We start from the raw sequence: 19991 nt of genomic DNA on the forward strand, positions 1-19991 counted from the left end.
AGGCTTTTTTATCAGCTTAGTGTGGCTACGGCCTGATAAATATCGCTGTCACCGCCGAGAGCAAACAACCCGCCATCAGGTAGATCGCCACGCTGTGCCACTCGCCGCCGGAGAAGGTTAACAGTGCGGCAGCGATAAACGGCGTAAAGCCACCGCCGACCACGCTTGCAACCTGATACCCAACGCCCGCGCCGCTGTAGCGGTAACCTGCGCCAAACATCTCAGTAAACATCGGTTGCTGAACGCAGACCACCATATCGTGGGCGATATTCGCCAGCAAAATGGAGAAGATAACTACGCCAAGAATAGAGCGTGCTTCCAGCGCCATAAAGAAGGGGAATGCGCTCATGGCGCCGAGCAGCGCGCCGGTAATATAGATACGCCGACGCCCGAAGCGATCTGCCATCCAGGCGAAGAGCGGGATAGTAAAGCAGCTGACGCCGCCCACCAGCAGCCCGATATTGAGAAATAGCTCGCGCGGCATGCCCAGGTTTTGTGTGGAGTAGTTAAGCGCAAAGGCGGTAACGATATACATGGTCAGCAGTTCGCACAGCCGCAGGGCGATAATCTTAAGAAACGCGCCCGGATGGCGAACCAGCGCTTCAAACACTGGCGGGCGGGCTTTCGCCTCGGTGGGCTTGTCTGCCTGCGCGCGTTCGAACTCGACGGACTCTTCCATGCCATTACGTACCCACAGCGCGCCAAGCACCAGCACAATGCTGAACAGGAACGGCAGACGCCAGCCCCAGTTCAGGAACTGCTCATCAGTGGTCAGCGTGCTGATCAGCGAAACCAGCCCGGTAGAGAGCAGCAAACCGACGCCATAGCCCACCTGAATGCCGCTACTGTAAAAGGCTTTTTTACCAGCCGGGGCGCTCTCCACTGCCAGCAGCGCCGCGCCGCCCCATTCGCCGCCAACGGCGAAGCCCTGAATGGCGCGCAGGGTCACCAGCAATACCGGTGCCCACCAGCCAATGGTGGCGAAAGAGGGGAGAATACCGATGCAGGCGGTGGCGATGCCCATCATCCAGACGGTCATCATCAACATCCGTTTACGCCCTAAGCGGTCGCCGAAATGGCCGAAGACAATGCCGCCGAGCGGGCGAAACAGAAAGCCGACGCCAAAGGTGGCAAACGCGGCAAGCGTGCCCATTGCCGGGTCGATCTGCGGGAAAAACTCGCTGTTAAACACCAGCGCGGCGGTGATGCCGTAGAGTAAAAAATCGAACCAGTCGACCACGGCGCCCGCAAAGCTGCCCCATGCAGCGCGGCGTGCGCGGTGGGAGGATGGGGTCTGCTCATCGGGTCGGGGGGGAATGAGTGTGGAGTCCATAGCTGTCCTGTCTGTTCCTTACATCTTGCAATTTTTTATTATTAAAACCAGGGAAAGGATTACTCACATTGTATGCGGCAAAATTAAGGCCGCCCTTGAGACTACAGCGACAGCCCGCGCGAGAAAACCCTTTTACACAGATGTCGTACCTGACAGCGTTAAGCGGTCTGATTCTGCGCCTGGTATATCCTTAACAATTCCCGCTATAATCCGGGAAATTTGTTAACGGATTCAGAAGCGAAAATGGCAAAACTTACCTTACAAGAGCAGCTCCTGCAGGCAGGGCTGGTCAACAGCAAAAAGATGGCCAAAGTGCAGCGCACGGCGAAGAAGTCCCGCGTGCAGGCGCGCGAGGCGAGAGAAGCGGTAGAAGAGAATAAAAAGGCGCAGCTTGAGCGCGATAAGCAGCTTAACGAGCAGCAGAAGCAGGCGGCGCTCGCCAAAGAGTACAAAGCGCAGGTGAAGCAACTGATTGAGATGAACCGCATCACCATCAGCAGAGGCGATATCAACTTTAACTTCACCGATAACAACCTGATCAAAAAAATCGTCGTCGATAAGGTAACGCAGGCGCAGCTGATTAGTGGCCGTCTGGCAATTGCCCGTCTGATGACGGAAAACCGCAGCGAGCCGGAGTACGCAATTATTCCCGCAAGCGTGGCTGATAAAATCGCCCAGCGCGATGCCGACAGCATTGTGCTCAACAGCGCACTGAGCCAGGAAGCGCAGGATGAAGACGATCCGTATGCCGACTTCAAAGTGCCTGACGATCTGATGTGGTAAGGCGCGCAGAAGAATATCGGGCCAAAAGCGTGGTCTGCGCGGGCAATGTGCTTTACACTGCGCGCGGCAAAAATAGCACAGAACAACGAGTCAACAGGCGGTAAGGCGATGAACGGAAAAATCACAACCTGGTTTAAAGAGAAAGGTTTTGGATTTATCAAAGATGAGAACGGTGAGAACCGCTATTTCCATGTGATCAAGGTCGCCAACCCAGAGCTGATTAAAAAAGATGCGGCGGTGACGTTTGAACCCACCACCAACAATAAAGGCCTGTCGGCCTATGCGGTAAAAGTAGTGCCGGACAGCAAGTATATTTTTATCGCCGGCGAGCGCCTGAAGCTCACCTCGATCAAATCTTATGTTGTCTTCAACGAAGAAGTGCCTGCTGATACCCGTATCGATAAAGAGAGTCCGGTGCTCTCAGTCGGGGTGCTGATGAGCAGCATCCGGCCAAAATCTGATATCAAGCCAGGGGAGATGCGTACGCTGAAAAAGCTGGCGATCACCACCTTCCAGGGCTCAACGCTTATCTTTACGGAAGATGAGATCGATATCGACGCGACGGTGAAACTGCTTAAAGTTTGACGTTATCTGCTGCTTTTAAGGATCCCTTATGAACCACGAAATCCCGCTGAAGTTTTATGACATCGCCGATGAGTATTCGACGGAGTCCGCGACGCCGGTGAGCGAGTCCGAGCGTGACGCGGTGGCGCACTACTTCCAGCTGCTGCTGACCCGCTTGTCCAACAATGAAGAGATCAGCGAAGAGGCGCAGCAAGAGATGGCCCGCGAAGCCGGCCTCAAAGAGAGCCGCATTGATGAGATCGCTAACTTCCTCAATGAGTGGGGCAACGAATAACGCAGCATTATCCGTGCTTTTCACTGCACAGAAATGCAAAAAGCCCGCACAATGCGGGCTTTTTCTTTAACGGTATCAGGTACCGATAATGCCGCCGTCGGATTTGGTGATCACCACCGTGGAGGAGCGCGGTCGTCCATCGGCTTTGAAATCCGGCCAGTTGGAGATAGCGTGCGGATTATTGGGATCGGTGATGTCATCACCGCCTTCACCGGGATGCTGGATATTGATAAACAGCGTGCGGTTGTCCGGTGTAAAGGCAATACCGGTAATTTCACACCCGCGCGGCCCGGTCAGGAAGCGACGATAATCATTGCTCCCCGGAATGGTTGCCACCATCTGGTTATTGCCCATCCCTTCATAGGCTTTTTTATTGATGGTGCTGGAGGAGACATCGGTCTGGATCCAGAGTACGCCCCGGTGATCGAAGGAGAGCCCGTCCGGGCTGCCAAACTCTGCACCCTGCATAGAGCCTTTCACTTTCGGGTCGTCACTGCCCGTGCGCCCGGCGAGCACCAGGATATCCCATTTGAATTTCGCCGATGCCGGATCGGTGTTCTCTTCGCGCCAGTGCATGATATGGCCGAACTGGTTATTGGCGCGCGGGTTGGCCGCATCCACCGGCGCTTTACCCTCTTTACCGCGATCGGAGTTGTTGGTCAGCGTGCAGTAGACACTGCCTTTCGCGTGGGTATCGACCGCGATCCACTCCGGGCGATCCATTTTGGTTGCGCCCACCTTATCGGCAGCAAGGCGGGTTTTGATCAGCAGATCGCCCTGGTTGTCGAAGCCGTTACTTTGATCAAGCCCGTTTTCGCCGAAGATCAGCGGCAGCCAGTCGCCGGAGCCATCTTCATTAAATTTGGCGACGTAGAGCGTGCCCGATTCCAGAAGATTCATATTCGCCTTGCGATCGCTCGGGTCATATTTGTTCTCAGAGATGAATTTATAGATGTATTCAAACTTCTGGTCGTCGCCCATATAGACCACCACGCGGTTATCCGCCGCCAGCGTCACCGCAGCGCCTTCATGCTTGAAGCGGCCTAAAGCGGTATGTTTGCGCGGCGTCGAGGTGGGATCGTAAGGGTCAATTTCCACCACCCAGCCAAAGCGGTTTGGCTCGTTGGGGGTTTTGTCGACGCTAAAGCGCTCATCCACTTCGTTCCAGCGGTAGGACTCATCGCTGTCGCTGATGCCGTAGCGCTTCTCCAGCGCATTGAGCGGCGCTTTTTTGACAAAAATATCTGACCAGTTCTCTTCGCAGGTGAGATAGGTGCCCCAGGGAGTTCGGCCATTGGCGCAGTTTTGCATGGTGCCCAGCACCTGTTCACCCTGCGGATCGGCAGCGGTTTTCATCAGCGGCTGGTGACGCGCCGGGCCGCTCAGCTGCATCGGCGTATTGACGGTAATGCGGCGGGCAAAGCTGGAGGGGCGAACCACCTGCCAGCCCGCATCCGCTTTTTTCACCTCGATAACCGACACGCCCATCGCGTTTTGCCCCTTGCGCGCCTTATCGAGATCCCAGTTAGCGGTCCCGTCTTTAAACAGCATGCCGTTATCAATGTACTCATGGTTGAGCGCCAGCAGACCGTGCGCCGGGTTCTCTTCGCCCTGCGGCAGGCTAAACCACGCCATACCGTCATGGTGCATACCGGCCTGCGCCGCCTGCTCATCGGTGGTATTGCTGGCGTCGAATTTAAACTCCGGCAGATTGCCTTTTAATCCCACGGCGTCGCCCCAGCGATAGAAGGGACGGGCGATATAGCCTTCCGGCACCGTGACGTTATCGGCGGTCGAGACGGGAATGCTGGTGAAGCCGAGCGACATCGCTTTCGCTAAGGCGGACGGTTTCGGCATCGCCGCGAAGGCGTTTTCTGGCATCAGTAAAGAGGGGAATGAGGCCGCAGCGCCGGCGACCATCCCCATTTGCAGAAAGCGGCGGCGTGACATAAACGCGCTGACGACCTCTGAAAACGCGGCGTTGTGGCTTGGGTTACTGATCTCATCGCTGTGCTCTTGCTTGAACACCGATTTAAGGGGTCTGCTCATATCGTTTTCCTGTGATTTCCATAGGCTTGCGTCGCAATAGAGAGCAGTCTAAAAAACTTTTGTTACAAATTTATAACGTTAGAAGCAGAGCGGCTTAATAAGTCGTGTTTGGCTGGGGGAGGGTAAAGAATAAAAAGCAAAAAGCCCGCTAAAAAGCGGGCTTCTTAAATTTGGCTCCTCTGACTGGACTCGAACCAGTGACATACGGATTAACAGTCCGCCGTTCTACCGACTGAACTACAGAGGAATCGTGTGAACGGGGCGAATACTACTGACCCCGTACTTTAGTGTCAACACTAAATTTAACGTGCTGATTCAATTGGCTAATTAACATCCAGGCCTGTAATTAGTGCACCGGATTCGTCTCTTCGCCGTAGCTTCCTGGCTGACCGCGCAGGCGGCTTAAGGGATCCTGCTGATAGAAGTGGCAGAAGCGCTGCCACAGGGCAGGGAAACGCGGGGCAAACAGCTCTGGCGCGCTAAAGAAATACTCTGACAGCACCGCGAAACACTCGGCGGGATCGGTAGCGGCATAGGCATCAATGCTGGCGGCGCTTTCGCCGACGAGATCGATCTCATCCTGAATATTCTCCATGGCGGCACGCAGATCGTGCTCCCAGCCCGCCACATCGCGCAGCGGGATCAGCGGAATGCCGCTGGCGCGATCGCCGTTGCGCATATCAAGCTTGTGCGCCACTTCATGAATAATCAGGTTGTAACCGGAGGCATCGAAGGAGTCCTGAATGTCGAGCCAGTTAAGCACGATAGGACCCTGCTGCCAGCTCTGCCCGGAGTGAACCATGCGCTGGTTATGCACGAGGCCGAAATCGTCCTCCCACTCATCATCGACGATAAAAGGGGCAGGGTAGATTAGCACTTCGTGAAAGCCATCCAGCCATTCGAGGCCCAGCTCCAGCACCGGCAGGCAAAACAGCAGGCTGATGCGCGCGCTTTTCAGCGCGTCCAAATCGAATCCCTGTAGTGCCACCAGGCGCTTTTGCTGCAAAAAACGGTCGGCCAGCTGAACCAGTCTGTTTTGCTCGTCGGGCGATAAATTCGCCAACACGGGGACTTTTAACGCATCTTGCCAGGGAAGATCTGCTTCATCGGCAGTCTCCCGGATTTTCCAGGGCCACTTAATCATCGTTTTGCTCGCAAACTCGCCACTTGAACCAAATCAACGGGACTGGGTCTGTTAAAATGCCAAATTTCCTGGCATGATGGCAACTATCTGAACGGAGAGATGCCGGAGCGGCTGAACGGACCGGTCTCGAAAACCGGAGTAGGGGCAACTCTACCGGGGGTTCAAATCCCCCTCTCTCCGCCATTATTCAAGCACTTACCCGCCTGGCTTTCAACGATCCAGATCCCAATGAGAAAATCCTTTAAGAAAAATGCGGATCTAAACGTTCACGTTTTTTGGTTCAACTTCGGGCTCACTTTCACCTCTCTGCCGTAAACCCATACCAGCGATTTATACTTACAGGCACCCCGGCACTTATCGGAGCGCCTGAATTGTTCACACCTGAGCCATGCCGCCATCGACGAAGACTTCGCTGCCCGTCATGAAGCTGCTCTCATCGCTTGCCAGGAACAAGGCAACAGCGGCCGTCTCTTCCGGGCGGCCGATGCGGCCAAGCGGCGTTTGTGCGGCAAGGCCCGCGAGCAACGCTTCCGACTGTCCGCTTGTCCCGAACAGGTCCTGCAACCCCGGGGTTTCCGTGCCGCCGGGTGAGAGCACATTGATGCGAATACCGGTTCCCTTCATATCGAGAGCCCAGCTTCTGGCGAAGTTTCTGATTGCCGCCTTCGTCGCGCTGTAGATGCTGAAAGCGGGCGTTCCCATTGAACCTGTGGTTGACCCGGTCAGGATGATCGAGCCGCCAGCGCGCATGAGCGGAAGCGCCTTCTGAACCGTAAACAGCGTCCCCTTCACGTTGACGCCGAACATGTGGTCGAAGTCCGCTTCACTGATCTCGCCAAGCGGAGCGAACGTTCCTAAGCCAGCGTTAGCGAACAGGATATCGAGTTGGCCTGCTTCGGCCTTGATCTGCGCGTAGAGATGGTCGAGATCCTCCAGGCTGGAGACATCACAACGGATTCCCGTCGCGCCATGACCAATTTTGGCTATTGCCTTGTCAATCTCGGCCTGGCGACGTCCTGCGATATAGACGCGGGCGCCTTCTGCTGCGAAGCGTATGGCGCTTGCAAGGCCGATCCCCGTGCTTCCACCTGTAATCAATGCTGTCTTGCCTGTAAGTCTGGACATAAGCGTCTCCTTAAGTGATTTGCTGACTGCTGCACTTTAGACGGGAAATTACTTTTGGTATAGTATGCACCTTTTGGTAAGTACATAAGGAAACCCGATGACACCCTCATTTACATGTGGTCTGGACGCAGCGCTGGCTGTAATTGGCGGTAAGTGGAAGCCTTTGATCCTGTTCCATCTGGCGCATGACACCCGCCGCTATGGTGAGCTGAAACGCGCGGTTGCTGGCGTCAGTGACAAAATGCTTATTCAGCAACTGAAGGAGTTGCAGGCCGACGGCGTGGTTCAGCGCATCGACTACCAGACTATTCCGCCCAAAGTCGAATACTCGCTTACCGAATTCGGCGTCAGCCTTGCCAATAGCCTTGCCCCACTGTGCGCATGGGGAAGCGCGCACATGAGCGAGATTGAGAGGATTGCGCTTGCCCGACAGGGCGCATTGACGTCGACAGAGTGATAGCCGTTGTGGCAGGTGAAACCAGTCGTAGGTGTTTGGCTGTGCTCAAGGCCTTAAACGCTGTGAAAAGCACTCAATGTCCGCTTTGTGCCAGGAGTGAACGTTGATTAATAAGATGAGGCGCCCCACGGGCAGAATCTGTAGATCTTACAGCTTTTTCACCAGTGTTTTTAATTGCGTAATTAGCTGCGCGTTGTCATCCCCGGAGTGGCCGGCTACAGGCCAGGTGGACTGACGAATAACCAGTCGTGTAGGCAGCAGCTCACGGATCCTGATTTGCGGGTCGGCCACAAGTTGGATAAGCATCTCCACGGCCCGCTTACCGAGTTTATCGAAATCCTGTGCCACGGTCGTTAGCGGCGGCTGGAAGTAAAGGCTATCTGCCGTATCGTCATAACCCGTGACGGAGACCGCCTGGCTCCCGTTGCGATTGAGCTGCGCCAGGGCGCTCAACACGCCGAGTGCCATCTGATCGTTCGCCACAACGATTGCACTTATCTTCGGGTACTGATGTAACAGTTTGAAGGCATTGTGCCAGCCGCTGGCCGCGCTCCAGTCGCCAAAAACCGTCACAGCATTACTTACCCCAAGTCGATGCAACGTCTCACGCCAGCTGCTCAAGCGCATGCGCGCTGAAACCGAACTTTCAGGTCCGGCAAGCAGACCGAAATCCCGGTGCCCCAGTTCCCAGAGATGACGGATGCAAGCGCTACAACCATCAAGATGGTCAAAGCGCACGCAGCAGACATCGGTCTCCGGCGAAATATCCAAAAACAGACAGCAAATATCCGGATTCTCACTCACCAGCTTTTCGGCAACACTGCCTTCCAGCGGCAGATTGATAATTGCACCACGGATATTCTGCGCGCGAAACTCATTTAGCCGTGCCTGAAGTGAGGTGTAATCCACGATCGCGGGCATTGCAATAGCGACCTCAAGCTGGCGTGCGCTGGCGTGACTTTTTATTGCCGCGGCGATTTGTGAGGGCGCATGCAGGGTCAACGACGCGGTAATCAAACCAATCGACGGCGCAGACTTCCCCGCCAGCAATTGCGCCGAACGGTTAGGAACATAGAGTAACGCCTGCATCGCGCTGATAACCTTATCGCGGGTGCGTTCAGACACAACCCCGGGTTTATTCAGTACACGCGAAACCGTCTGCTGCGACACCCCGGCCTTGCGAGCTACATCTTCTAACGTTGCCGTACGGCGCTGCATAAACCACTCCTGTACACGTTCGTAACAATGTCGTTCGCTAACATTTTATGTCTTAAAGACGACAAAATAACACCATTTCCGCGGTATTTCGTGATCGTGTATGAGTTTCACTTTCGCCAGCATTGTGGCTTTAAACAAAATATCTGATAACTCACCCATCTTGTCTAGCGAACGACATTCTCATTTATCAGGCGAATATACCTATGCAATATCACGATCCCCGGACGTCTCCGGGCCACCTGTTTCATGACGTGCTGGCACGAGAGGAGTGGCAAAACCCGACAGGCTGCGATTCACTGACGTTCAGCATCGAGCAAAACTGGCGGGCTGGTGGCCTGAAGCAGGTTATCTTCGATGGCGATAACGCTCTGACCGGGGTGAAAGTGCGAAACCACCAAAAAAGCGGCTTTAATAATGACGCGTACACAGGATGGAATATAGACAATGAAACTCTCTGAACTCGCGCCAAGAGAACGGCATAACTTCATCTACTTTATGCTGTTCTTTTTCTTCTACTACTTCATTATGTCGGCCTACTTTCCCTTTTTCCCGGTCTGGCTGGCGGAAGTTAATCATCTAACCAAAACAGAAACGGGGATCGTTTTCTCCTCAATCTCGCTGTTCGCGATAATATTTCAGCCGATATTTGGCCTGATATCTGACAAGCTGGGGTTACGCAAACACCTGCTGTGGACCATTACGATCTTGCTGATCATGTTTGCGCCGTTCTTTATTTTTGTGCTGTCGCCGTTATTGCAGCTGAATATTTTCGCCGGTGCGCTAGCGGGCGGTATTTATCTGGGGGTGGTCTTCTCCAGCGGTTCCGGGGCGGTAGAGGCCTATATTGAACGCGTCAGCCGTGCGAACCGTTTTGAATACGGAAAAGTGCGCGTTTCCGGCTGTATTGGCTGGGCACTGTGTGCGTCCATCACCGGTATTTTGTTTGGCATCGATCCCAATATCACCTTCTGGATTGCCTCAGGTTTTGCGCTGGTGCTGGGAGTACTGCTGTGGATGTCACGTCCGGAAGGGAGCAACAGTGAACTGGTAATCGACGCGCTGGGAGCCAACCGTAAGGCCTTCTCGATGCGCACCGCCGCGGAACTATTACGTATGCCACGCTTCTGGGGATTTATTGTCTACGTAGTTGGCGTCGCCAGCGTATATGACGTATTTGACCAACAGTTTGCCAACTTCTTTAAAGGCTTTTTCTCCAGTCCGCAACGCGGAACAGAAGTATTCGGTTTCGTCACCACCGGAGGGGAATTACTTAACGCGTTGATTATGTTCTTTGCCCCTGCCATCGTGAACCGGATTGGCGCGAAAAACGCTCTGATCACTGCCGGTATTATTATGTCAGCGCGTATTCTGGGTTCTTCTTTTGCCTCTTCAGCTATCGAAGTGGTGATCTTAAAAATGCTGCATATGTTTGAACTCCCGTTCTTGCTGGTGGGCACCTTCAAATACATATCATCTGCCTTTAACCCGAAACTATCGGCAACGCTGTTCCTGATTGGTTTTAACTTATCGAAACAGCTTTCAGGTGTTGTACTCTCCGCATGGGTCGGAAGGATGTATGACACCGTCGGCTTCCACCAGGCTTATCTCATTCTGGGCAGCATTACGCTGAGCTTTACTATCGTCTCCCTCTTTACCCTGAAAGGGGGTAAAACGCTGCTGCAGGCTACCGAATATAAAAGCGCAGCCTGATAAGACGAGCCCGCTCTACAGAGCGGGCTTTATAGGTTATAGCCTTCGATGTAATGGCCAAATGACAGGTTGGTGCGAAAAGCAGACATTGATATATGTTAATTTATGGAGAGCAGGTCAGTTGAGGAATTTTAAAAAATGTTTGCTAATCGAATAAGGGAGTTTGGAAAGGCATTTGAAGGCAGATTAGAGCCTTTTTTGCTCGAAGGTGCTTTGGACTATATAAACTTTAACGAAGAACCATTAGCCTTTGAAATCTTATGCGAACATATTTGTGAGTATGATGTACAGCTTAGCCAGACTGAATATGATGAAGCCATAGCATTAGCTAAACATATGGGGTTAGATGTACTGGATGGACCCTACAAGCACTTAGCTGGATTGATTGTATAATGAGTCGATTTGACCTATACCCCGTTGATTTTCAAGGAATGTTATTAGCAATTTCCGCTCTGTGCCAGAGGTGGTCATTGCTGGCGTTACTTTGTGTTAATAGCAGGAGAACATGTCATTCAACCGTATCCATTTTAGCTGAAGCGTCTACTGCCAGGATTCATTAACTATCTGGATAGCTGCCTTCATTTGTCATATCTCTTTTCATATCTCTGGCAAAGAGATTCATATTGCGGCGAAATGCTTTACGCATGATGGCACCATCCGGGAATCTACTTACCTTTGTAATGACAGAAAGGAGGGGATTAATATTTTCGATTTTACTTCTGGTAAACCCCAGCCGCATAGTCTCGCCGGAGAGAGTCCCATGTGGCTTAAAACTTCCGTGATAACAGTGCAATTTACTTAGTTGATATGGGATGGAATACTTCACCGTTCTCGACACACTTCTAAAATTTTCTCCCGAAGCCAGCGGTGACCGGGTTCCTTTTCCATTCTTGGGTGCCACATCTGCGACACCACAATGTTGCGGGTTTTGAATGGCAATTCAAAGAGATGTAAATTGTCTGTCATTCGTTGGTTGCGCAAGTACAGTGCGGGAACCATGGCGATAAGGTCTGAGGCCAGGGCGACGGATAACGCAGTGGGAAAGCCTGGAACCACGCTCACCACTTTGCGCGTGACGCCTAACGCCGCCAGGGCATCATCGACAAAACCATGTAGCACCCCGTCGGGTGACGCCACCACATGTCCCCAGGCAATATAATCTTCAACGCTTATTTCCGGCCGTGAGGCCAGCGGATGCTCCTTGCGCACCGCTCCAATAAAGCGATCCTGAAAGAGTCTCTGCACCCGAATTTCTGGCCCCATATTGCTCTGAACACCAATCTCCAGGTCAACCAAACCCTCACGAAGATAACGAGACGTTTTTTCAGGTTTCGGCGCAAAGCGTATGCAAATACCTGGGGCCGCTTCGGCCACGGCGGCAATAAGCAGTGGGCCAAATGCCACCACAAAACCATCATTGGCCCTGATGGTGAACAGCCGTTCGAGGTTTTCCACCTTAAGCGTCCCGGATGAGGGCTGAAGTACCGCTCTCGCCTCATAGACCGCGCTTCTGGCACGGTCCCGGGTTGCTTCAGCCCAGGGGGTGAGCACCATGTTACGTCCTGCTCGCACCAGGATGGGATCCCCTGTCACTTCACGTAGCCTGCTGAGTGTGCGGCTCATCGCTGAGGTACTCAGGTTTAAGCGTCGAGCCGCCCCCGCAACGCTGGCTTCTGCCAGCAAAAAGTCGAGCGCAACCAGCAAGTTAAAATCAGGATCGGACATAGTGGTTCCTGGTGAGAATTCAGATATGGCGTCGAATGCAATTATAGAGTGCAAATGCTGCGTCTTCCGCCCTGACTCGCTGCTGATTATAGTTTTCGCATCCTTCCTTTCACAGGCATTAAAGATGACAACGTTATTTGCAAATCAGCCGGGCGATGAAGGCCTGCCGGGACAAGAGCGTGCACGCGTGATGGCCGCCGTGATGACCACGACGTTGATGGGCGTGTTTGACGGCACGATGATTAACATTGCCCTGCCATCCATGGCAAAAACGATGCAGGTACCGGCGAATGTCGCGGTCTGGTTCGCTAACGGCTATCTGCTCTCCGCCGCTATGACGTTGGCTATCTTCGCTGCGCTGGCAGTACGCGTCGGTTACCGCCCCGTGTTTCTTTCAGGCCTTACCGTTTTTACGCTCACTTCACTGGGTTGCGCGCTGGCCAGTACGCCGGAGATGCTCATCGGAATGCGCATTATGCAGGGGATCGGCGGCGCAGCTACCCTGAGCATTGCCCCGGCGATACTGCGTTCTGTTTTCCCCGGGCGACTGCTTGGCCGTATTCTTGGGCTACATGCCCTGCTTATTGCTTCAAGCTCGGCCATAGCGCCTGTACTTGGCGGTACAGTGCTGAACATAATGAGCTGGAAATGGTTATTCGCCATAAACGTGCTCCCTGGCGCCGTTTCCCTGCTGCTGGTATTCAGGTCGCTGCCACCAAAACCGGCGTCCGACAGAACGCCGTTCGATACGCCAGGCGCTGTGCTGTCTGCACTACTTTTAGGCTCAATGGTGATGGCGGCAAACAGCTTCTCCTCAGACCATCACATCAGCGTCGGGGCTATCAGCTGGAGTCTGCTTGCGATGTTTAGCGCCATCACATTTATCTGGCAGATCCGCCGGGCAAAGCATCCTTTATTACCACCCGTAATGTTCAAAAATGGACGCTTTACCCTCGCGGCTTTAACTTCGCTGGCCTGTTTTGTGAGTCAGGGAATTACCTTTATTGCGCTGCCATTTCTGTTTCAGAGCGTGTATGGCTACAGCCCCGTAATGTCGGCGTTACTTTTTACGCCATGGCCGATCGGCATTGTGTTGATAGCGACTCATGCGGGCCGGTGGGCCGACACATTTTCAGCGCCTCTGATTTCTACCGTTGGGTTAGCGCTTTTTGTGGTGGGTTTGATTTTGCTGGCCACGCTACCCGCCAGCCCTGCGGCATGGGATATCTGTTTACGTAGCCTGTGGTGCGGCATCGGATTTGGTTGTTTCCAGAGCCCTAACAACCGGGAGATGCTTTCTAACGTATCCCGCGACTATGCCAGCTACGCATCAGGGGTATTGTCTATCGTGCGGACGTTCGGTCAATGTCTCGGCGCTGCTGTCATGGGGGTGCTGTTGGCAATAAATGAACTGCAGGCTGTCCATTATGCTCTGTGGATTGCTGTCGTCGCTTCTGCGGCATCAGTGGTGTTAAGCGTGAGCCGGTTACGTAAAACAGGCCTGGCGGCAGCCTGAACTTGCGTGCTTGTGTCATTCAATCGGGAGGAGGGCATATACCTGCATCATTTTCTTGCGGAACTATTACTGGGGCAAACCCACACAATATCGGTTAATGAGTTTCCAGGAAAAAAGGAGGTCATAATGCAAGTAAATCGCTCAACTCCATTAACGCACCACGCTCAAGCTGAAGCTGGTCAGCCGTCATCTCAAGAAAGCGTCTCCCTGAAAGGGCCTTTAAGCGGCCTGCACGCTGGCGCTCCAGCTATGCGGGGTTCTGAGGCTCCTGAAAACCTGAAAAAAGGATTACTGGGGATGGGGCAGGCTGCACTTTTAAAAGGCAAAAACACCAGGATGGAAACAGGAGGGTGTGGTCCCTGTATTGGCGTGGGAATTACTTACCGATCAAACAACGGAGAAGTCAGTGGGTTACTTGCCCATCTTCAGCCCGAGGCCGACATCAGTGATTTTGCCCGTAATGTTCGGCATGCCTTTGATGACCACTTTGAGTCTGAAATGAAACTGACTCTTACCACCACGCTTGATGAAGATAAAAACGTCGCGAGTGACCAGCAGCTGAGACTGGAAAAGCTTCAAAATAGTCTCAAATCCCAGTATGACTTTCTTGATCTTGATGACGAGAACATACATGTATCCACATCCCATTCATCACTTTCTGTAGATATAGCTAAACAGGAAGTCAATCTCGGGCAAGATACAGATAAAAATTTCAGTAAGGATGACATGGACTATATGCAACATCACATGCTTAACGACAGCAGTTCATTGCGTTACTTTAGCTAGATTGTCGTGGTCAGGTAACACTGACCACTGTTTTACAGGCGACGACATTAGCAAAATCTCCATTTGCTGCAGAACAATAGTGGATGTCCGCTCCTTGCTCAAAGCAGACCTTCAGCTCAGTCAGCTTCGTGCCAGAGCAGACATTCATATACAGGCTGTTATTGCAGCCGTTGAATTTCTCGCGCACCTGCGGGCGTAAGTCAGCGACGCTGAGGATTATTTTCAGAAAGACCCGCCTGATAGCGGGTCTGTGAAGCGCTTATTTTAGGTGCATAAGCAGGTGCAGAAGAGGTTTGATCACCCGTTACGCGGAGGCTGTTGATAAACCCTTTGCCGCTTTACGAGGTAACAGACGGGAAACAAAAAGCCCCGCAACCTGTCCGGCCGCAGCAAGGTAAAAAGCCAGCTGTAAGGCATTCTCAAGACTGCTCACAGAGGTTTCCCGTTGCAGGCTCTCACTCCCGCTACCGGATAGCGCTATCAGCACAGCTATACCAATCGCATTACCCACATTCAGCGTTGTAGAAGCCATACCTGAAGCGATCCCCTGCTCGTTATGCGGAACGCCTGAGCCTGAAGCTATCCACATTGCCGTCCATACAATACCTTGTCCTGCTCCTGAAATGACCAGCCCCGGCATTATGTTCGCATAAGATGCACCAGAAAATGCTGCCGGTGCCAGAGCCAGCGTACCGGTAATCCCCATTAAAAAACCAATAAGTAATGTTGTGCGCACCGGCAGACGGTTTGCGAGCCGGGCACCGAGCTGCGTTCCGGCAAAGATTGCCAGCGAAGGAATAATAAAGGCCAGACCCGTCTGTAAAGCGCTGTACCCCATAACACTCTGAAACAGAATCGTCAGGAAATAAGGCAGAGCGCCGAATGTCCCCATATAAATGGACGTCATCGCCATGCCTGTAACCAGACTGCGGTTTCTGAATAACCGTAACGGCATCAGTGGATCCTGGCTACGAGCCTCAATAGTGACAAACAGCAGCAGAGATATAGCGGCCAGACTCAGAGAGAAAAGAATATGTCCTGACTGCCAGCCATCTTCAGGCCCCTGAACCAGAGCGTATACCAGCAGGGTGGCGCCCACCGTCACCGTTACCGCACCTGGAAAATCAAAACTGCGGCGCGTCTTCCTGAGGCTGTCTTTCGGTAAGACATAAAAAGCCGCACAAATCGCGATGGCTGACAGTAAAACGTTGACGAAAAATACTGACGGCCAGCCATACGCACTGGTAAGTACTCCTCCGGCAAGCGATCCCAGGGTGAGACCACTTGCGCCTGCGCCGCCCCAGACAGCCAGAGCCCGGTTTCGTGCAGGTCCTTCCTCAAACAGTCGGTTTATAAGTGACAGCGTGGACGGAAAAAGTAATGCAGCGCCTATGCCTTGCAGGGCTCGCGCAATGACGATAACGCCAGGCTCCCACGCTAAACCACCTGCAAGCGAAGAAAAGGCATATAGCCATAATGCGCAAATAAATACGCGACGTTGCCCCAGCAGATCGGCAGCCCGCCCGCCGAAAAGTAAAAAACCTCCGCAACATACCGTATAGGCACTCACGACCCACTGCAGAGTCTGCTCAGAAAACCCCAGTCCGGCACCAATTTCCGGCAGCGCCACAAATACAATATTTATATCCAGCGAGTAAATGAGCTGGGCGAACGCCAGTAGCGCAAGGCTCCAGTGTTGTAAACGTCGGGCACCTGAATCCATTGTGGATGTGGGCATAGAACAATCTCCGTATAATTTTAAGAAAACCAATGTACGAGTACATACGTACATTTAATGTATGTATGTACTCGTACATTAGTCAACTGATAAAACTTAAAGTAGGATAGGGAGATGTTAACTCCCTTATGGAAAAACGGATGCTTGCAAACCACCCTGACAGAGAACAACTTCGTCTTGAGAACGTGCTGGCCGCTTTGGGAAATCCATTACGCCTGACAGTGGTACGTGTGCTTGCTGGTGGCGGCGAACATGCGTGTAGCGCGGTGCTGAGTGGTATTCCCAAATCGACGCTGACTCACCACTGGCGTGTATTGCGCGACAGTGGTGTGATCTGGCAGCGCCCCTTCGGGCGAGAAAACTTATTGTCGCTACGTCGGGAAGATCTCGATGCGCGCTTTCCCGGTCTCCTTGATGTCCTGTTGGGCGCAGTTAACAATGATGCTCTCACAAAAGAGTCGACCGCAAAAAATCTGCCGCAGCCATCTTCAAAATAGGGTGCGGATGCAAGACTGAAAGAGAATCACATTACGAATTCGATATTCCTACAATCCGCTTTCCGCTCAGAGCTGCTGGCTGATAAAGATGACTTCGCCGCCTTTCGCAGCTTTATTACGGGCAGACGTGGTTGCTCGTCAGAAGATAGTCGGAGAGCCTTGAGGTCCGCTTCGTGCCAGAAGCGGACTTTGCAGGCATCACTGTGTTAATTAGAGGATAACAGGTCATTAGATGTGGACTTCATTGACTGGGTTCCATCAATTCAAGCGTCTGACCATCAGGGCTTTGTAAATATATTACTCTGGTTCCCTGCATGGGGCCTGACAACACTGTCTGAGGTTTACCCGGCGTCTTCCAGCCATACTCCGATACTTTGCTCAAGAGCGTATCGAGATCCTCAACTGTAAAAGCAAGGTGAGCGTAGCCTGGGATATAGGGTGCTGAAGGTTCTTCTGGCTGCTCAATGTTATTGTATTGTAGTAATTCAATCTTAATATCAGCCAGTTCAAGCAAAGCCATTTGTACATCAGCTCCCCTTGCTCCTGTGACTTCATCGATTATAGGTCCAGACAATTTTCCTTCGCGTAATAACTTACCCCCGAGGATCTGAGTCCAGAAGAATAATGAGTCTTCAATATTTTTAACTGAAAAACCAACGTGATTAGCACTTAAGATCATGCGATTACCTGCTGAGTTTTGAAAAATGAGCATCCAACTATCTGAAATTCCTGTATTTCATTCAATGTACTGGCTAAAGCGTAAAAGATAACCATCGGGGTCCTGCACGAGGAACTCTCTCTGGCAGGCGGACGTTTCTCCGGTACTGTAATGGCTATCGTGGAGATCCCGATAAAGCGTTACGCCATGTGCATGCACCCGGGCGAGGATCTGTTCAATATCGTCCACTTCTATCTGAAAATTAATGCCCCGTCCAAATGGCCTGGTGAGTTCGCCCGTATTCCAGCCGCCCGGATGATACTGCTCAAGCATCAGTTGTGCTTCACCCAGAGAGATATAAGCAAAATCAGGATCTTTGCGCTTTATCATGATGTTAAAGCCAAGCACGTCTGCATAGAAGTGCAGGGAGGCTGTAAAGTCCGTTACAGTTAGTTCTGGAACCATTCGGTTCCAGAAGATTTCATTCTTATCAATCAACTTTGCTTATCCTTTATTAACAGACCTAACATCCGGCAGACCTTCTCAATCCTGCGCGTGCATGCTTATTCCTTTTTCGGCTTTGCTAATACCATATATTCATAAATGTTTTTATAATTATTTTATTTATCAACGGGTTAATAAGTAGTTAACGCTGCAAGCGATGCGAATTATTCCGCCGTTATGCCTTAAAAGTATCAAAATTGTTGATATATCTTTAATTCATATTTTCTAACGATATGATGTCGGAGAACTCTGAATAGTGAGAACGTATCTTATTAACAATCCCCGACCACAAAAGGAAAACGAGATTATGGACGATTTCGCAGTTCGTAGCGCAGGTGGAAAGCTCGCGCTATGGGTCTTCTGGATTTTCTGCCTCTATTTTGGCTGGTCTCTGGCGAGCAATCTCTGGCTTGCCGGCCCGGCTGATATCGTCTCAGGCTTCGCCAGCGGCGCGGCGCGATCTGTCGAAAGCGGGTTAAACACGGTGTCTGGCATCGTTGCATTAAGTGCGGTAGGTGCGATACTGGGCGCCATTGCCTGGTATACACGTCCACGTGATATGCAAGCGTGACGTCAGGGCTCCACCGTTTCACAGGATGATGCATGTCTCTCTTCGACTGGCAGCAGCGCTTTGACAGCTGGATGACGCAGCACTTTACCCACGCCGATGCCGCTCACGATCTCGCGCACTTTCGCCGCGTATGGCAAACGGCGCAAACCTTGATGGAAGGCGAACAGGCTGACGCGCTGGTGGTGCTTACCGCCTGCTACTTCCACGACATTGTCAGCTTTGCCAAAAATCATCCGCTGCGTCACACCTCGTCGCAGCGGGCGGCAGAAAAAGCCGCCGCGATCCTTACTACCGACTTTCCTGACTTTCCTGAAACCGCCATTCCTGCGGTGCGCCACGCCATTGAGGCGCACAGCTTCAGCGCCGCCATTACGCCACAAACCCCTGAAGCTAAAATCGTGCAGGATGCCGACCGGCTGGAGTCCCTTGGCGCGATTGGTCTGGCACGGGTCTTCGCCGTCTCCGGCAGCATGGGGGGCGCGCTGTTTGACGGCGACGATCCTTTTGCTGCCCGCCGCGAACTGGACGACAAACGCTTTGCCCTCGACCACTTTCGCTGCAAGCTGCTAAAGCTGCCTGCGACCATGCAGACCGCCAAAGGCCGCGCACTGGCCGAGCATAACGCCGATTTCCTGGTACACTTTATGGCAAAACTGAGCGCCGAACTGCAGGGCGATTTTCAGCGTCTTGATGACGAGGTGCTGCGCCGCTACAGCGCGCGCCCATCCTGAGGAGAGGGAACGATGGCAGATGTGCATGACAAAGCGACGCGCAGCAAGAATATGCGCGCCATCGCCACGCGCGATACCGCCATTGAGAAACGGCTGGCCGGTTGCCTGGAGGCGCTGGGGCTGGACTTTCGCGTGCAGGACGCCACTCTGCCCGGACGCCCCGATTTTATCGTTGATGCCTACCGCTGCGTTATCTTCACCCACGGCTGTTTCTGGCACCATCACAACTGCTATCTGTTTAAAGTCCCCGCCACGCGTACCGATTTCTGGTTAGAGAAGATTGGCAAAAACGTGGCGCGCGACGCCCGCGACTGCGCACTGCTGCTGGAGCAGGGCTGGCGGGTGTTAGTCGTCTGGGAGTGTGCGCTGCGCGGAAAACTGAAACTCAGCGACGACGCGCTCAGTGTTCGTCTGGAGGAGTGGATCTGCGAGGGGCAACAGACCGCACAGATCGACACCCAGGGAATTCATGGCGCGTTTTAATTTGCCATAGCGAAAATAACTTCTCGGGTAAGTAAGGATGAGTGAGGCCCTGATTCCTGATAAGGAAATTAAAATAAACTCTCTAATTCATTAATTACTGCCGT

Annotated in this window: 23 protein-coding genes and 2 tRNA genes; 14 read left to right on the plus strand and 11 right to left on the minus strand. The window is 52.7% G+C overall.

What is annotated here, in order from left to right:
* Positions 1–25: 25 nt before the first annotated feature.
* A complete protein-coding gene (gene shiA / locus SOM48_RS06520; RefSeq protein WP_320511646.1) occupies positions 26–1333 on the minus strand; it encodes a shikimate transporter in 1308 nt (435 codons plus the stop codon).
* Between the two features lie 243 nt (positions 1334–1576).
* On the opposite strand from shiA, the gene SOM48_RS06525 reads away from it, so the two are divergent.
* From SOM48_RS06525 to SOM48_RS06535, 3 genes are all read left to right on the plus strand, one after another.
* Positions 1577–2116 carry a DUF2058 domain-containing protein gene (locus SOM48_RS06525; RefSeq protein WP_139965332.1) on the plus strand — a complete coding sequence of 180 codons (540 nt, stop codon included), beginning with the start codon at positions 1577–1579 and terminating at the stop codon, positions 2114–2116.
* Between the two features lie 108 nt (positions 2117–2224).
* Positions 2225–2701, plus strand: a complete 477-nt coding sequence (locus SOM48_RS06530; RefSeq protein WP_023479132.1) for a cold-shock protein — start codon at positions 2225–2227, stop codon at positions 2699–2701.
* Between the two features lie 28 nt (positions 2702–2729).
* Entirely contained in the window at positions 2730–2975 is a 246-nt protein-coding gene (locus SOM48_RS06535) for a DUF2543 family protein (protein ID WP_289745586.1), read from the plus strand.
* 75 nt (positions 2976–3050) lie between these two features.
* On the opposite strand, the gene SOM48_RS06540 is transcribed toward SOM48_RS06535, so the two are convergent.
* The 3 genes from SOM48_RS06540 to mtfA all read right to left on the minus strand — a co-directional run bounded on the left by SOM48_RS06540 (position 3051) and on the right by mtfA (position 6168).
* The gene (locus SOM48_RS06540; protein ID WP_320511647.1) at positions 3051–5024 is read right to left on the minus strand and encodes a PhoX family protein; all 1974 of its coding nucleotides are present in this window, start codon (positions 5022–5024) and stop codon (positions 3051–3053) included.
* 171 nt (positions 5025–5195) lie between these two features.
* A tRNA-Asn gene (locus tag SOM48_RS06545) sits at positions 5196–5271 on the minus strand.
* A 99-nt stretch (positions 5272–5370) separates the two neighbouring features.
* Complete coding sequence (gene mtfA / locus SOM48_RS06550; protein WP_128482674.1) at positions 5371–6168, minus strand: DgsA anti-repressor MtfA; 798 nt, start codon at positions 6166–6168, stop codon at positions 5371–5373.
* 93 nt (positions 6169–6261) lie between these two features.
* Between mtfA and SOM48_RS06555 the strand changes: the two genes are divergently transcribed.
* Positions 6262–6351: transfer RNA gene (locus SOM48_RS06555), tRNA-Ser, on the plus strand.
* A 192-nt stretch (positions 6352–6543) separates the two neighbouring features.
* On the opposite strand, the gene SOM48_RS06560 is transcribed toward SOM48_RS06555, so the two are convergent.
* On the minus strand, positions 6544–7293 hold the full coding sequence (locus SOM48_RS06560) for an SDR family NAD(P)-dependent oxidoreductase (protein WP_320511648.1): 750 nt from the start codon (positions 7291–7293) through the stop codon (positions 6544–6546).
* A gap of 97 nt (positions 7294–7390) precedes the next feature.
* On the opposite strand from SOM48_RS06560, the gene SOM48_RS06565 reads away from it, so the two are divergent.
* Positions 7391–7750: a winged helix-turn-helix transcriptional regulator gene (locus tag SOM48_RS06565; protein WP_206616715.1), complete on the plus strand. Its 360-nt coding sequence runs from the start codon at positions 7391–7393 to the stop codon at positions 7748–7750.
* Between the two features lie 147 nt (positions 7751–7897).
* On the opposite strand, the gene SOM48_RS06570 is transcribed toward SOM48_RS06565, so the two are convergent.
* Positions 7898–8968 carry a LacI family DNA-binding transcriptional regulator gene (locus SOM48_RS06570; protein ID WP_313354439.1) on the minus strand — a complete coding sequence of 357 codons (1071 nt, stop codon included), beginning with the start codon at positions 8966–8968 and terminating at the stop codon, positions 7898–7900.
* A gap of 203 nt (positions 8969–9171) precedes the next feature.
* On the opposite strand from SOM48_RS06570, the gene SOM48_RS06575 reads away from it, so the two are divergent.
* The 3 genes from SOM48_RS06575 to SOM48_RS06585 all read left to right on the plus strand — a co-directional run bounded on the left by SOM48_RS06575 (position 9172) and on the right by SOM48_RS06585 (position 11071).
* Positions 9172–9426: a hypothetical protein gene (locus SOM48_RS06575; RefSeq protein ID WP_320511649.1), complete on the plus strand. Its 255-nt coding sequence runs from the start codon at positions 9172–9174 to the stop codon at positions 9424–9426.
* Positions 9413–10678, plus strand: a complete 1266-nt coding sequence (locus tag SOM48_RS06580; protein WP_320511650.1) for an MFS transporter — start codon at positions 9413–9415, stop codon at positions 10676–10678. Before SOM48_RS06575 ends, SOM48_RS06580 begins: the two co-directional genes overlap by 14 nt.
* A gap of 138 nt (positions 10679–10816) precedes the next feature.
* A complete protein-coding gene (locus SOM48_RS06585) occupies positions 10817–11071 on the plus strand; it encodes a MafI family immunity protein (protein WP_071193837.1) in 255 nt (84 codons plus the stop codon).
* A 163-nt stretch (positions 11072–11234) separates the two neighbouring features.
* Here the strand turns inward: SOM48_RS06585 and SOM48_RS06590 are convergent, their stop codons facing one another.
* Together SOM48_RS06590 and SOM48_RS06595 are read right to left on the minus strand one after the other, a co-directional pair.
* Positions 11235–11417 carry a hypothetical protein gene (locus SOM48_RS06590; protein ID WP_139568280.1) on the minus strand — a complete coding sequence of 61 codons (183 nt, stop codon included), beginning with the start codon at positions 11415–11417 and terminating at the stop codon, positions 11235–11237.
* A gap of 83 nt (positions 11418–11500) precedes the next feature.
* Positions 11501–12403: a LysR family transcriptional regulator gene (locus tag SOM48_RS06595; protein WP_139965341.1), complete on the minus strand. Its 903-nt coding sequence runs from the start codon at positions 12401–12403 to the stop codon at positions 11501–11503.
* A 124-nt stretch (positions 12404–12527) separates the two neighbouring features.
* Here SOM48_RS06595 and SOM48_RS06600 point away from each other — a divergent pair, with 124 nt between their 5' ends.
* Positions 12528–13919 (plus strand): MFS transporter, encoded by a 1392-nt coding sequence (locus SOM48_RS06600; protein WP_320511651.1) that lies wholly within the window; start codon positions 12528–12530, stop codon positions 13917–13919.
* A 126-nt stretch (positions 13920–14045) separates the two neighbouring features.
* Complete coding sequence (locus SOM48_RS06605) at positions 14046–14705, plus strand: hypothetical protein (RefSeq protein ID WP_288882774.1); 660 nt, start codon at positions 14046–14048, stop codon at positions 14703–14705.
* 304 nt (positions 14706–15009) lie between these two features.
* Here SOM48_RS06605 and SOM48_RS06610 read toward each other — a convergent pair whose 3' ends face one another.
* The gene (locus SOM48_RS06610) at positions 15010–16443 is read right to left on the minus strand and encodes an MFS transporter (protein WP_320511652.1); all 1434 of its coding nucleotides are present in this window, start codon (positions 16441–16443) and stop codon (positions 15010–15012) included.
* Positions 16444–16583: 140 nt separating this feature from the next.
* On the opposite strand from SOM48_RS06610, the gene SOM48_RS06615 reads away from it, so the two are divergent.
* On the plus strand, positions 16584–16940 hold the full coding sequence (locus SOM48_RS06615) for an ArsR/SmtB family transcription factor (protein ID WP_054803179.1): 357 nt from the start codon (positions 16584–16586) through the stop codon (positions 16938–16940).
* 241 nt (positions 16941–17181) lie between these two features.
* Here SOM48_RS06615 and SOM48_RS06620 read toward each other — a convergent pair whose 3' ends face one another.
* Together SOM48_RS06620 and SOM48_RS06625 are read right to left on the minus strand one after the other, a co-directional pair.
* On the minus strand, positions 17182–17619 hold the full coding sequence (locus SOM48_RS06620; protein WP_320511674.1) for a VOC family protein: 438 nt from the start codon (positions 17617–17619) through the stop codon (positions 17182–17184).
* 57 nt (positions 17620–17676) lie between these two features.
* Positions 17677–18096: a bleomycin resistance protein gene (locus SOM48_RS06625; RefSeq protein ID WP_289745614.1), complete on the minus strand. Its 420-nt coding sequence runs from the start codon at positions 18094–18096 to the stop codon at positions 17677–17679.
* Positions 18097–18409: 313 nt separating this feature from the next.
* On the opposite strand from SOM48_RS06625, the gene drpB reads away from it, so the two are divergent.
* The 3 genes from drpB to SOM48_RS06640 are packed head-to-tail and all read left to right on the plus strand — an operon-like array spanning position 18410 to position 19887.
* Positions 18410–18673 carry a cell division protein DrpB gene (gene drpB / locus SOM48_RS06630; protein WP_320511653.1) on the plus strand — a complete coding sequence of 88 codons (264 nt, stop codon included), beginning with the start codon at positions 18410–18412 and terminating at the stop codon, positions 18671–18673.
* A 32-nt stretch (positions 18674–18705) separates the two neighbouring features.
* On the plus strand, positions 18706–19404 hold the full coding sequence (locus SOM48_RS06635) for a phosphohydrolase (protein WP_312201214.1): 699 nt from the start codon (positions 18706–18708) through the stop codon (positions 19402–19404).
* A 12-nt stretch (positions 19405–19416) separates the two neighbouring features.
* On the plus strand, positions 19417–19887 hold the full coding sequence (locus SOM48_RS06640) for a very short patch repair endonuclease (RefSeq protein WP_054803175.1): 471 nt from the start codon (positions 19417–19419) through the stop codon (positions 19885–19887).
* Positions 19888–19991 lie beyond the last annotated feature (104 nt).

This window comes from Kosakonia sp. CFBP8986, from assembly GCF_034044935.1.
In the GTDB taxonomy this organism is placed as follows: domain Bacteria; phylum Pseudomonadota; class Gammaproteobacteria; order Enterobacterales; family Enterobacteriaceae; genus Kosakonia; species Kosakonia cowanii.

What these genes read in the sequence shown, in the direction of transcription:
- SOM48_RS06530 (WP_023479132.1), top strand. Translation starts at nt 2,225, where the DNA reads ATGAACGGAAAAATCACAACCTGGTTTAAAGAGAAAGGTTTTGGATTT.
- SOM48_RS06635 (WP_312201214.1), top strand. Translation starts at nt 18,706, where the DNA reads ATGTCTCTCTTCGACTGGCAGCAGCGCTTTGACAGCTGGATGACGCAG.
- SOM48_RS06610 (WP_320511652.1), bottom strand. Translation starts at nt 16,443, where the DNA reads ATGCCCACATCCACAATGGATTCAGGTGCCCGACGTTTACAACACTGG.
- SOM48_RS06525 (WP_139965332.1), top strand. Translation starts at nt 1,577, where the DNA reads ATGGCAAAACTTACCTTACAAGAGCAGCTCCTGCAGGCAGGGCTGGTC.
- SOM48_RS06600 (WP_320511651.1), top strand. Translation starts at nt 12,528, where the DNA reads ATGACAACGTTATTTGCAAATCAGCCGGGCGATGAAGGCCTGCCGGGA.
- SOM48_RS06605 (WP_288882774.1), top strand. Translation starts at nt 14,046, where the DNA reads ATGCAAGTAAATCGCTCAACTCCATTAACGCACCACGCTCAAGCTGAA.
- SOM48_RS06535 (WP_289745586.1), top strand. Translation starts at nt 2,730, where the DNA reads ATGAACCACGAAATCCCGCTGAAGTTTTATGACATCGCCGATGAGTAT.
- SOM48_RS06585 (WP_071193837.1), top strand. Translation starts at nt 10,817, where the DNA reads ATGTTTGCTAATCGAATAAGGGAGTTTGGAAAGGCATTTGAAGGCAGA.
- SOM48_RS06590 (WP_139568280.1), bottom strand. Translation starts at nt 11,417, where the DNA reads ATGCGGCTGGGGTTTACCAGAAGTAAAATCGAAAATATTAATCCCCTC.
- SOM48_RS06620 (WP_320511674.1), bottom strand. Translation starts at nt 17,619, where the DNA reads ATGATCTTAAGTGCTAATCACGTTGGTTTTTCAGTTAAAAATATTGAA.
- SOM48_RS06640 (WP_054803175.1), top strand. Translation starts at nt 19,417, where the DNA reads ATGGCAGATGTGCATGACAAAGCGACGCGCAGCAAGAATATGCGCGCC.
- SOM48_RS06575 (WP_320511649.1), top strand. Translation starts at nt 9,172, where the DNA reads ATGCAATATCACGATCCCCGGACGTCTCCGGGCCACCTGTTTCATGAC.
- SOM48_RS06540 (WP_320511647.1), bottom strand. Translation starts at nt 5,024, where the DNA reads ATGAGCAGACCCCTTAAATCGGTGTTCAAGCAAGAGCACAGCGATGAG.
- SOM48_RS06570 (WP_313354439.1), bottom strand. Translation starts at nt 8,968, where the DNA reads ATGCAGCGCCGTACGGCAACGTTAGAAGATGTAGCTCGCAAGGCCGGG.
- SOM48_RS06615 (WP_054803179.1), top strand. Translation starts at nt 16,584, where the DNA reads ATGCTTGCAAACCACCCTGACAGAGAACAACTTCGTCTTGAGAACGTG.
- SOM48_RS06560 (WP_320511648.1), bottom strand. Translation starts at nt 7,293, where the DNA reads ATGTCCAGACTTACAGGCAAGACAGCATTGATTACAGGTGGAAGCACG.
- shiA (WP_320511646.1), bottom strand. Translation starts at nt 1,333, where the DNA reads ATGGACTCCACACTCATTCCCCCCCGACCCGATGAGCAGACCCCATCC.
- SOM48_RS06595 (WP_139965341.1), bottom strand. Translation starts at nt 12,403, where the DNA reads ATGTCCGATCCTGATTTTAACTTGCTGGTTGCGCTCGACTTTTTGCTG.
- SOM48_RS06565 (WP_206616715.1), top strand. Translation starts at nt 7,391, where the DNA reads ATGACACCCTCATTTACATGTGGTCTGGACGCAGCGCTGGCTGTAATT.
- drpB (WP_320511653.1), top strand. Translation starts at nt 18,410, where the DNA reads ATGGACGATTTCGCAGTTCGTAGCGCAGGTGGAAAGCTCGCGCTATGG.
- SOM48_RS06580 (WP_320511650.1), top strand. Translation starts at nt 9,413, where the DNA reads ATGAAACTCTCTGAACTCGCGCCAAGAGAACGGCATAACTTCATCTAC.
- mtfA (WP_128482674.1), bottom strand. Translation starts at nt 6,168, where the DNA reads ATGATTAAGTGGCCCTGGAAAATCCGGGAGACTGCCGATGAAGCAGAT.